This is a genomic window from Mesobacillus sp., assembly GCF_057785455.1.
The window spans coordinates 1-10612 of sequence record NZ_JBYNSB010000064.1 but is presented as its reverse complement, the minus strand read 5'-3'; the positions used below and the strand labels follow the sequence as shown (position 1 = coordinate 10612).

Genomic DNA, 10612 nt, shown 5'->3' with positions numbered 1-10612 from the left:
AAAAATTGTCTGGTGGCGATGGCGAGAAGGTCACACCCGTTCCCATACCGAACACGGAAGTTAAGCTTCTCAGCGCCGATGGTAGTTGGGGGTTTCCCCCTGTGAGAGTAGGACGCCGCCGGGCAATGCATGATTCATCTTGGACAAACTTCCTTGATGAGGCATGGAAACCACTGCATAGAGTTATGAAATTATACCACTATTCCGCAGTAGCTCAGTGGTAGAGCACTCGGCTGTTAACCGAGCGGTCGTAGGTTCGAATCCTACCTGCGGAGCCACTTACTCTAAATGACACTGATCATTTGAGCTGGCAGCAACATGCTTCCATAGCTCAGCAGGTAGAGCACTTCCATGGTAAGGAAGAGGTCAGCGGTTCGAGCCCGCTTGGAAGCTCTGAAAATATTAATTAGAATGGCCCCTTGGTCAAGCGGTTAAGACACCGCCCTTTCACGGCGGTAACACGGGTTCGAATCCCGTAGGGGTCACCATTTTTTCGACAAAACGAAAAAATATCCTTAAAAAGTGCAGCATTAATATGGAGGATTAGCTCAGCTGGGAGAGCATCTGCCTTACAAGCAGAGGGTCGGCGGTTCGATCCCGTCATCCTCCACCATATTTATTCAAACTTACATCATCTTGCCGGTGTAGCTCAATTGGTAGAGCAACTGACTTGTAATCAGTAGGTTGGGGGTTCAAGTCCTCTCGCCGGCACCATGCTTCTTACTGCTCTGATTAACTTCAGCGGAAGCATGCGAAAAATTCCGAAGGGATTTTGAGCATCTATCTAAGTGTAGGAGCTATATATATGTGGAGGGGTAGCGAAGTGGCTAAACGCGGCGGACTGTAAATCCGCTCCCTCAGGGTTCGGCGGTTCGAATCCGTCCCCCTCCACCACTTTAATACATACAAAAAATGGACAAGTTTCTGATGTCCTTTTTATTTTTCAATTGGGCTATAGCCAAGCGGTAAGGCAACGGACTTTGACTCCGTCATGCGTTGGTTCGAATCCAGCTAGCCCAGCCATTTATTTTCTTTTATGCATTTGATGCTTAAGGGACGATATTTAGGGTAACTTAACCCTATGAGCCATTAGCTCAGTCGGTAGAGCATCTGACTTTTAATCAGAGGGTCGAAGGTTCGAGTCCTTCATGGCTCACTCCATGAACAGACCCCTAAGAATAAACTTAATACTTTATTTTCAGGGGTCTTATCTATATAATATTTATATGCGGAAGTAGTTCAGTGGTAGAATACAACCTTGCCAAGGTTGGGGTCGCGGGTTCGAATCCCGTCTTCCGCTCCATTTGGGGCCTTAGCTCAGCTGGGAGAGCGCCTGCCTTGCACGCAGGAGGTCAGCGGTTCGATCCCGCTAGGCTCCACCATCACACTACATATTCAGCCATGAATCCTATGGGATTCATGGCTTTTTTTATTTCCCTTATAGAAGAATTCTTTGGATAGTGAGACTTCCCTCCTGAATAATCACTCAATTCCAAACCGTATATATATTCATAAAATTGTCCAGTTGAGTCATTCGAATGAAAGCGGTTAAAATGGATTGAAAAGGGGAGAAAGTAGGGGTTGGAATGAGAAAGCTGTCTATTATAGGGATGCCTATGGATCTAGGCCAAATGAGAAGAGGCGTTGACATGGGTCCAAGTGCAATCCGCTATGCTGGAATCAATGAAAGACTAAAAGAGTTATTTGATGAAATACATGATTTAGGAGATATTTCGGTTGGCAGGCCAGAGGTTAAGATTGATCCTGATAGCAACCTTCGTAACCTTGAGCTTGTAGCAGAGAAAAATAATTTGCTGTGTGAGGAAGTGGATAAAATCATCCAGTCAGGTTCTTTCCCGCTTGTGCTGGGAGGCGACCATAGTATTGCAATTGGAACATTGGCCGGAGTTGCTAAGCATTATAAGAATCTTGGGGTCATTTGGTATGATGCACACGGGGATTTAAATACAGCAGAAACATCACCATCAGGAAATATACATGGAATGCCTCTTGCTGCCAGCCTGGGTATTGGACATGAATCACTAACCCAAATCGGCGGATATGCTCCAAAGGTTAAACCAGAAAATATTGTGATCATTGGTGCAAGGGCTCTTGATGAGGGAGAAAAGGAGTTAATCAAGGAAATTGGCATCAAAGTATTTACTATGCATGAGATAGACCGTCTTGGGATGGCGCAAGTAATGGAAGAAACAATCAGTTACTTAAAGGACCGCACGGATGGAGTCCATCTCTCTCTGGATCTTGATGGATTGGATCCGACTGACGCACCAGGAGTCGGAACGCCGGTTATTGGCGGAATCAGCTACCGTGAAAGCCATTTGGCAATGGAGATGCTGGCAGAATCCCGGATTGTAACCTCAGCCGAGTTTGTTGAAGTTAATCCGATCCTTGATGAGAAAAATAAAACGGCGATTGCAGCCGTTGCCCTTATGGGTTCTTTATTCGGTGAAAAGCTTTTGTAAAAATAAAATTGGAGCAGCGCAATGCGCTGCTCCTTTAATTTAACCAATAACGGTTTTATTAGCAGATAAATGATAATATTTATTAAGTAAACGGTCTAATCTTATGCTGATGTCAACCACCCGCTGGTTGGATAGCGAGGTTCTTGCTGCGAGTTCGACCATTTCTTTTCGGCATTTTTCAATATCCTTCAACAAAGCTTCAGCAGACATTGCAAATATTCCTCGCTTTCAATAAATATAGTCCATTTATACCCCTGGTTAAAAGTTTTTAAACCAAGCTGGTAAAAATTTGTTAATATTAACTTACTGAGTTTTTGTGACAAAAAAAGTCGATATTATAAACAATTTGTCTGTTAGCCGACAGCTCTGTGTGTATTTTATTTTTTTACATAAAAAACGAAACCTTTTACGGAATCGATTCGTATATCGATTAGCCGCATGAAGCGCGGAGGTAAAATAATGGAAACCATCGTTAAACAAAGGATAAAGCAAGTAATCAAGGGAGACCAAAATGCCTACGGTGAGATAGTTGAAATATACAAGGACAAGGTGTTTCAGCTATGCTACCGGATGCTGGGGAATCGGCATGAAGCAGAGGATATTGCACAGGAAGCGTTCATCCGCGCATATATCAATATCAAGAGCTTCAACCAAAATCTTAAGTTCTCAACATGGCTATACAGAATTGCTACCAATTTGTGTATAGATCGGATACGCAAGAAGAAACCAGATTATTTTCTTGATGCGGAGGTGCCGGGGACAGAGGGCTTGAACATGTATTCGCAGGTTCCGTCTGATACGCCATTGCCTGAGGATGAGGTCGAAAGTATAGAATTGCAGGATACAATTCAAAAAGAAATTTCAAAACTACCCGATAAATACAGGTCGGTTATCGTATTAAAGTATATTGAGGAGCTTAGCCTTAATGAAATCAGTGAAATTCTTGATCTGCCGCTGGGTACAGTGAAGACGAGAATACACCGAGGCAGGGAAGCCCTAAGACAGCAATTGCGACACGTATAATGTGAGGTGAACAGAAATGAAATGTCCAGAACATATTTATGAATACATGCACGAGTATTTAGATGAAGAAATCACCGAGGAGCACGAAAAGATTTTAAGGGAGCACCTGCACAGCTGTAAGGAGTGCCAGGAATATTTCCGTGAGCTTAACAAGGCAATTGCGCTGGTGCAGAGCACATCTCACATCCAGGCACCAGCTGATTTTACCTCAAAGGTAATGGCTGGGCTGCCAAAGGAAAAGAAGAAGACAGAAATCCAGCGCTGGTTCCGCAGCCATCCCATCTTAACAGCAGCATCGCTGTTCATCGCATTGATGACAGGCAGTATCCTTACCACCTGGAATGAAGAGCACCAATTTTCGGTTTCAAAGCAGCCGAATCTGATTGTTGAGAATGATACGGTCATTGTCCCTGAAGGGGAAGTGGTAAAGGGGGATGTCGTGGTCAGGAACGGCAAAGTGAAGATTGAGGGAGAGGTACAGGGGAATGTCACCGTTATTAATGGTGAGCAATATCTCGCATCTGCTGGAAATGTGACCGGTGAAATCACAGAAGTAAATGAAGTGTTTGAATGGATTTGGTACCATATAAAAAAGACTGCGAAGAGCACTGCAGACTTGTTTGAACATGAGGAAAAGGAACAGTCCTTCCAGTAGGAAAGACTGTTTCTTTTTGGTTGCATTTACAAGCGGGATTCCAATTCAATGGTATATTAAAACTGATTGCTTGCAGTTTTATTGAGAGCAGGGCCCAGTATTTACATCATTATTAATTAAACTTCACTTATGTTATAATAAGAAAGTTACATATATTTTTGGAAAAATGCTAATGCAGCTGAACTTGCATATTATTGATACGCTGTTTTCGACGAATACTGGTGACCTGCAAAAATAAAAGAGCTGTTCTATGGCTGTTTTCACTTTGCGGCAGGGCATTTTCCTGTATAAGCATCTTTTATGCTCTATTGGAAATGCCACACATAAATACGAAAAGAGCCTTACTAAACATTTGGAGGAAGTGCAATGTCGTTTGCGGATTTCGACCTATTGGAATACCTAGCCAATATTGTTGACATTCTCCTGGTTTGGTTCGTCATTTATAAGCTGATTGCTATTATCCGGGGAACAAAGGCGGTTCAACTTTTAAAAGGAATATTTGTGATCCTGATTGTAAAGTTCGTCAGTGATTTCTTCGGATTGAATACACTCAGCTGGATGATGGAACAAGTTTTGACCTGGGGATTCCTGGCCATCATCATCATTTTCCAGCCGGAATTAAGGAGAGCGCTTGAACAGTTAGGGCGAGGGCGGCTATTCTCGAGATCCGGCCTTCAAGAAGAGGAAGATGAGGAAAAAATGGTGGAGGCCATTATCAAGGCAACCGATTATATGGCGAAACGCCGGATCGGAGCCCTAATCTCAATTGAACGGGAAACCGGCATGAGTGATTATATTGAAACGGGCATTCCGCTTCAGTCTAAAATCTCCTCTGAATTACTGATCAATTTGTTTATACCAAATACACCTCTTCATGATGGAGCTGTCGTCATACAGAAAAACAATGTTGCGGCTGCGGCTTGTTACCTGCCTCTTTCCGAAAGTCCCTTCATTTCGAAGGAGCTGGGTACCAGGCATAGGGCCGCGCTTGGAATCAGTGAAGTAACTGACAGTATCACAATTGTCGTCTCTGAGGAAACAGGAAATGTTTCTGTTACCAGAAACGGAGAGCTTTACCGTGATCTAAGCGGAGATACATTAAGGGAATTGCTCACTGCTGAGCTGATTTCCCCATCAAGAATCAAGCAGGCTGCTTCTACCCGCTGGAATTGGAGGGGGAAGAAAAATGGATAGACTCATGGATAACCCATGGTTCATTAAAATTGTCGCCCTTGTTCTTGCAATCCTGCTCTTTGGGTCTGTCCCTAAAAACGATCCGAATAAGCCAGGAGATGTCAATGTGCCTTCTGATGAGAAGGTGGAGACGATTGAAGAGGTTCCGGTAAAAACTTATTATGACACAGATACCCTGGTTGTATCGGGTGTTCCGGAAACGGTAACGATTACGCTGCAGGGTCCAAAAAACCTCGTACAGCAGGCAAAAGCCCTGCGGAGTTTTGAAGTGTTTGTTGATTTGACGAAGGCGGAAATGGGCAAGCAGCGAGTTCCGATTACCATAAAGGATATTTCTGACAGGCTGACTGTCACGATTGAACCTGGCTATGCGAATGTGTCCATTCAGGAAAAGGTGACGAAGGAATTCAAGGTAGAGGCAGAATTTAGCCGCGGCCTTGTAGAAGAAGGCTATATTGCCGAAAAGCCATCCGTGTCGCCTAGCAGGGTACAGATTACTGGAGCCAAGGATATCATTGACAGAATCACTTATGTAAAAGCAACCGTTAATTCAAACGGAAAGATATCTGACAGCATAACTCGTGAAGCGAGCGTGCTTGTTTTAGATAAAGATATGAACAAGCTGAATGTCCAGGTAGAGCCTGGGACAGTTGAAGTTACCATACCTGTAAAAAGCTCGAGCAAAAAGGTTCCTATCGATATTGTACAAAAGGGAAAACCACCTGCAGGAGTGACAATCGATTCTATCAAGCTGGACACGAAGGAAGCTGAAATCATTGCAGACCCTGATGTCCTGGCGAATATAGACAAGGTGCGTGTCGAAGTAGATGTAAGTGAGGTTTCAGATGACACGGTGCTCACGCTGCCAGTCATCATCGCTAACGGGGTAGTGAAGGTGGCCCCAGAAACGGTGAAAGTCTCTGTCAGTGTGACAAAACAATCCGAGAAAACAGTCTCCAATATCCCGATTGAAATTGAAGGGATGGCTGATGAATTCCAGATTGATTTTCTCGATCCTGCAAATGGGCAGACAGCAATATCGGTGTCTGGCCCAAGCGACATCGTATCATCCCTGGATGCGGACAGCTTTAAAATACTGATGGATGTGTCCGGTCTTGGTGAGGGAGAGCATGAAGTAGATTTAAAGGTGACAGCACCTGACAATATCACCTGGGAATTGGCGAAAGAAAAGGCCAATATCACTGTTGCGAAAAAAGAAGCATAATTTGACTGCAATTTTTCAAACAAGGAGAGATTTAAAGAATGGGTAAATATTTCGGTACAGACGGGGTACGCGGCGTTGCGAATAGTGAGCTGACACCAGAGCTGGCTTTCAAGCTGGGACGCTTCGGAGGTTTTGTCCTCACAAAAGAGCATGATAGACCAAAGGTGTTAATTGGCCGCGATACGCGCATTTCTGGCCATATGCTTGAAGGAGCACTAGTAGCAGGCCTATTATCAATAGGAGCCGAAGTAATGAGGATCGGTGTCATCTCCACTCCGGGTGTTGCGTACTTGACAAAAGCACTAGGAGCACAGGCAGGGGTTATGATTTCTGCATCGCACAATCCAGTTGCGGATAATGGCATTAAATTCTTTGGACCGGATGGCTTCAAGCTTTCAGATGAGCAGGAGCTTGAGATTGAACAACTAATGGATCTTGAAAAGGATGAACTGCCTCGTCCTGTTGGTGCTGACCTTGGACAGGTTATTGACTACTTTGAAGGCGGCCAGAAATACCTTCAATATCTTAAGCAAAGTGTTGATGAAGACTTCACAGGCCTGCATATCGCCTTGGATTGCGCTCACGGTGCCACTTCATCGCTTGCGACTCACTTATTTGCTGACCTTGATGCGGACATCTCAACAATGGGTGCTGCACCAAATGGCCTTAATATCAACGATGGTGTAGGATCGACACATCCTGACGCACTTGCTGAATTCTTGAAGGAAAAGGGTGCAGACCTTGGCCTTGCTTTTGACGGCGATGGCGACCGCCTGATCGCGATTGATGAAAAAGGCACTATCGTCGACGGCGACCAGATCATGTACATTTGCGGTAAGTTCCTCAAGGAAACAGGACAGCTTAAGCAGGGTACTGTCGTCTCAACTGTCATGAGCAACCTTGGCTTCTACAAGGGCCTTGAAGAACACGGCATCCAAAGTGTCCAAACGGCAGTTGGCGACCGTTATGTTGTTGAGGAAATGAAGAAGAATGGATATAATCTTGGCGGTGAGCAGTCAGGGCATATCATCTTCCTGGACTATAACACAACTGGAGACGGCCTTCTGACAGGATTGCAGCTGGCAAATATCATGAAGGTGACTGGAAAGCCGCTTTCAGAGCTGGCTGGCGAAATGAAGAAGTTCCCGCAGGTACTTGTTAACATCCGTGTAACGGATAAGCATCACGTAACAGACAACGAGAAAGTAAAAGAAGTGATTGAACAGGTTGAAGCTGAAATGAACGGGAATGGCCGCATCCTTGTTCGTCCTTCCGGAACCGAGCCGCTGGTACGTGTCATGGCTGAAGCTCCTAGCGCTGAGCTCTGCCAGGAATACGTAAGCCGCATCGCATCTGTAGTAGAAGAAGAAATGGGTTTAAAAGAATAGAACGGATTCAAGGCCTAAGCACTTTTTTGCAGTGCTTAGGCTTTTTTTAAAAAGGCACTGTTATATCCTGATTCTAAATCCACAGCCTAGAAATATTAGCAAGCCTATTAACAGGTAAGTTTAACCACCGTGGATCCGGAACATGCTTTGTAGAATAAGGCCGAACAGCCTTGTTTTATGACAGATAAAGGTTATAAGGAACGAAAGAAAGCCTATTTGCATATTTATTTAGGAAGGGGAGTTTTAGCAAACCTGTGAGGGGTAATTGTACAGGGAGGCTGTTCCCTATGTTTTCTATTGACGGATTCATCAGTATCATGTATGATAATCCTGTTTTTGTAAAAAAAATTCAAAAACACCAAACCAGTTGAAAGGTGGGCAGGGGTTGTAATAGAAAACTTAAAGCGCCAGGACTAATCCATGAACGGCTCTTAGGATTAGTTGACGAGGTGGAGGTTTATCGAATATTCGGCGGATGCCTCCCGGCTGAAAGCACAGCCGCGAATTCCTTCTTTAAAACATTTTGGCAACTTAATGGACAAAGAGAAGGGGATGCTAAAATTAGCGGGGGAAAGATTAAAAAGTCTGACCTCTAACCAATACAATATGAGATAAGGGGGCAAGCTGCCCCTAAGAAGGCTTCTTGCCCCCTGTCCTATGGGAGGAAAAGAAGTTATGTGTGGAATCGTTGGATATATTGGATATAATGACTCAAAAGAGATTTTATTAAAAGGCCTGGAAAAGCTTGAATATAGAGGTTATGACTCTGCGGGAATCGCTGTTATCAACAGCAATGGCGTGCATGTCTTCAAAGAAAAGGGACGCATTGCTGACCTTCGCGACGCGGTTGACCACGATGTAATGGCAAATGCCGGCATCGGCCATACTCGCTGGGCTACTCATGGTCCGCCAAGCAAGGTGAACGCTCACCCGCACCAGAGCTCAACTGGCAGGCTGACTCTTGTCCACAATGGTGTCATCGAGAACTATGATCTGTTAAAGCGCGAGTACTTGCAAAATGTTGAATTGAAAAGTGAAACAGACACAGAAGTAATCGTTCAGTTGATTGAACTGTTCGTTAATGAAGGTCTGAGCGTGGAAGACGCATTCCGTAAGACGCTGACACTTTTACATGGTTCATATGCACTTGCCCTTATCGATGAGCAAAACAATGATACGATCTTTGTTGCGAAAAACAAGAGCCCGCTTCTAGTCGGTCTTGGAGAAGGCTTCAATGTTGTAGCTAGTGACGCTATGGCAATGATCCAGGTAACCAGCCAATATGTTGAACTGATGGACAAGGAAATGGTTCTTGTTACAAAGGACAGCGTAACAATCAAGAACCTTGAAGGAGAAGTCATCACTCGTGCTCCTTACACTGCAGAGCTTGATGCGAGCGATATCGAAAAGGGTACTTACCCTCATTATATGCTCAAGGAAATCGATGAGCAGCCGCTTGTAATGCGCAAAATCATCCAGAACTACCAGGATGGTGAAGGTGCTCTTGAAATCGACTCTGACATTGTAGCTGCCATGAAGGAAGCTGACCGCATCTACATCATCGCTGCGGGTACATCTTACCATGCAGGTCTTGTCGGCAAGCAGTTCATTGAGAAATTGGCGAAGATTCCTGTTGAAGTCCATATCTCCAGTGAGTTCGGCTACAATATGCCGCTTCTATCTGAAAAGCCATTATTCATTTTCATCTCACAGAGCGGTGAAACTGCGGACAGCCGCCAGGTTCTCGTTCAAGTGAAGGAAATGGGCTATAAAGCACTAACAATCACAAACGTTCCTGGTTCTACGTTGTCCCGTGAAGCAGATTACACATTATTGCTGCATGCTGGTCCGGAAATCGCAGTTGCTTCAACAAAAGCTTACACAGCACAGCTTGCTGTTCTGTCAATTTTAGCTGAAGTTACAGCTCGCGGCCTTGGCCATGAAGTAGACTTTGACCTTGTTCAGGAATTGGGTATTATCGCATCTGCAATGGAAGCTCTTTGCGATGATAAAGAAGAGTTCGAAAGCATTGCCCGCGAATACCTGACTGTTACAAGAAATGCATTCTTCATCGGACGCGGAATCGACTTCTACGTTGGCCTAGAAGGCGCGTTGAAGCTAAAGGAAATTTCTTATATCCAGGCTGAAGGCTTTGCAGGCGGAGAATTGAAGCACGGAACGATCGCATTGATCGAAGAAGGCACACCAGTCATCGCCCTTGCAACCCAAGACTTCGTAAACCTGAGCATCCGTGGTAACGTCAAAGAAGTCGTTGCCCGCGGAGCAAATCCGTGCATCATTTCAATGTCCGGACTGGAAACAGACGAAGACCGCTTCGTGCTTCCAGAAGTGAACAGCCTGTTAACACCTCTTATCTCAGTAATCCCGATGCAGCTGATTTCATATTATGCTGCGCTGCACCGCGACTGTGACGTTGATAAGCCGCGCAACCTGGCTAAATCGGTAACGGTTGAATAAAAAACCTAAAAAACCTGGTGAGTGTTGTCAAAACAAAATAAAGTTTGCAGAATGAGAAAAAAATCTGCCTAAGAAGAAAAAAGTTTGCACAAAGTCTCGTGTGTGTATCCAGAGAGTGGATATATTCACGGGGCTTTTTTATATGTAAAATGCGGTGGTGCTGAGG

Annotated in this window: 8 protein-coding genes, 10 tRNA genes and 1 rRNA gene; 18 read left to right on the top strand and 1 reads right to left on the bottom strand. The window is 44.7% G+C overall.

Going from position 1 to position 10612, the window contains the following annotated elements:
- Window positions 1–8 precede the first annotated feature (8 nt).
- The 12 genes from rrf to rocF all read left to right on the top strand — a co-directional run bounded on the left by rrf (window position 9) and on the right by rocF (window position 2483).
- Window positions 9–124 (top strand): 5S ribosomal RNA (gene rrf, locus AC3EBE_RS24015).
- Between the two features lie 79 nt (window positions 125–203).
- A tRNA-Asn gene (locus tag AC3EBE_RS24010) sits at window positions 204–278 on the top strand.
- 42 nt (window positions 279–320) lie between these two features.
- Window positions 321–393: transfer RNA gene (locus tag AC3EBE_RS24005), tRNA-Thr, on the top strand.
- Between the two features lie 20 nt (window positions 394–413).
- A tRNA-Glu gene (locus AC3EBE_RS24000) sits at window positions 414–488 on the top strand.
- 49 nt (window positions 489–537) lie between these two features.
- A tRNA-Val gene (locus AC3EBE_RS23995) sits at window positions 538–613 on the top strand.
- Window positions 614–638: 25 nt separating this feature from the next.
- Window positions 639–714 (top strand) — tRNA-Thr (locus AC3EBE_RS23990).
- A 95-nt stretch (window positions 715–809) separates the two neighbouring features.
- Window positions 810–894, top strand: a tRNA-Tyr gene (locus tag AC3EBE_RS23985).
- A gap of 54 nt (window positions 895–948) precedes the next feature.
- Window positions 949–1023 (top strand) — tRNA-Gln (locus AC3EBE_RS23980).
- A gap of 60 nt (window positions 1024–1083) precedes the next feature.
- Window positions 1084–1156 (top strand) — tRNA-Lys (locus AC3EBE_RS23975).
- Window positions 1157–1228: 72 nt separating this feature from the next.
- Window positions 1229–1303, top strand: a tRNA-Gly gene (locus tag AC3EBE_RS23970).
- A 3-nt stretch (window positions 1304–1306) separates the two neighbouring features.
- Window positions 1307–1382: transfer RNA gene (locus AC3EBE_RS23965), tRNA-Ala, on the top strand.
- Between the two features lie 204 nt (window positions 1383–1586).
- The gene (gene rocF, locus AC3EBE_RS23960; protein ID WP_488597548.1) at window positions 1587–2483 is read left to right on the top strand and encodes an arginase; all 897 of its coding nucleotides are present in this window, start codon (window positions 1587–1589) and stop codon (window positions 2481–2483) included.
- A gap of 39 nt (window positions 2484–2522) precedes the next feature.
- On the opposite strand, the gene AC3EBE_RS23955 is transcribed toward rocF, so the two are convergent.
- Window positions 2523–2693, bottom strand: a complete 171-nt coding sequence (locus tag AC3EBE_RS23955; protein WP_488597547.1) for a Spo0E family sporulation regulatory protein-aspartic acid phosphatase — start codon at window positions 2691–2693, stop codon at window positions 2523–2525.
- 249 nt (window positions 2694–2942) lie between these two features.
- On the opposite strand from AC3EBE_RS23955, the gene sigW reads away from it, so the two are divergent.
- The 6 genes from sigW (at window position 2943) to glmS (ending at window position 10446) form a co-directional block, all read left to right on the top strand.
- Window positions 2943–3506, top strand: a complete 564-nt coding sequence (gene sigW, locus AC3EBE_RS23950) for an RNA polymerase sigma factor SigW (RefSeq protein ID WP_488597546.1) — start codon at window positions 2943–2945, stop codon at window positions 3504–3506.
- Window positions 3507–3522: 16 nt separating this feature from the next.
- The gene (locus tag AC3EBE_RS23945) at window positions 3523–4161 is read left to right on the top strand and encodes an anti-sigma factor family protein (protein WP_488597545.1); all 639 of its coding nucleotides are present in this window, start codon (window positions 3523–3525) and stop codon (window positions 4159–4161) included.
- A gap of 366 nt (window positions 4162–4527) precedes the next feature.
- Window positions 4528–5355 carry a diadenylate cyclase CdaA gene (gene cdaA, locus AC3EBE_RS23940; protein WP_488597544.1) on the top strand — a complete coding sequence of 276 codons (828 nt, stop codon included), beginning with the start codon at window positions 4528–4530 and terminating at the stop codon, window positions 5353–5355.
- Window positions 5348–6580, top strand: coding sequence for a CdaR family protein (locus tag AC3EBE_RS23935; protein WP_488597543.1), 1233 nt, complete (start codon window positions 5348–5350; stop codon window positions 6578–6580). The genes cdaA and AC3EBE_RS23935 overlap by 8 nt, the downstream gene beginning before the upstream one ends.
- Window positions 6581–6618: 38 nt before the next feature.
- Window positions 6619–7968: a phosphoglucosamine mutase gene (gene glmM / locus AC3EBE_RS23930; protein ID WP_488597542.1), complete on the top strand. Its 1350-nt coding sequence runs from the start codon at window positions 6619–6621 to the stop codon at window positions 7966–7968.
- 675 nt (window positions 7969–8643) lie between these two features.
- The gene (gene glmS / locus AC3EBE_RS23925; RefSeq protein ID WP_488597541.1) at window positions 8644–10446 is read left to right on the top strand and encodes a glutamine--fructose-6-phosphate transaminase (isomerizing); all 1803 of its coding nucleotides are present in this window, start codon (window positions 8644–8646) and stop codon (window positions 10444–10446) included.
- The last annotated feature ends 166 nt before the right edge of the window (window positions 10447–10612 follow it).

Coding starts and splice junctions, on each gene's coding strand:
- rocF (WP_488597548.1), top strand. CDS start 1,587: ATGAGAAAGCTGTCTATTATAGGGATGCCTATGGATCTAGGCCAAATG.
- AC3EBE_RS23955 (WP_488597547.1), bottom strand. CDS start 2,693: ATGTCTGCTGAAGCTTTGTTGAAGGATATTGAAAAATGCCGAAAAGAA.
- sigW (WP_488597546.1), top strand. CDS start 2,943: ATGGAAACCATCGTTAAACAAAGGATAAAGCAAGTAATCAAGGGAGAC.
- AC3EBE_RS23945 (WP_488597545.1), top strand. CDS start 3,523: ATGAAATGTCCAGAACATATTTATGAATACATGCACGAGTATTTAGAT.
- cdaA (WP_488597544.1), top strand. CDS start 4,528: ATGTCGTTTGCGGATTTCGACCTATTGGAATACCTAGCCAATATTGTT.
- AC3EBE_RS23935 (WP_488597543.1), top strand. CDS start 5,348: ATGGATAGACTCATGGATAACCCATGGTTCATTAAAATTGTCGCCCTT.
- glmM (WP_488597542.1), top strand. CDS start 6,619: ATGGGTAAATATTTCGGTACAGACGGGGTACGCGGCGTTGCGAATAGT.
- glmS (WP_488597541.1), top strand. CDS start 8,644: ATGTGTGGAATCGTTGGATATATTGGATATAATGACTCAAAAGAGATT.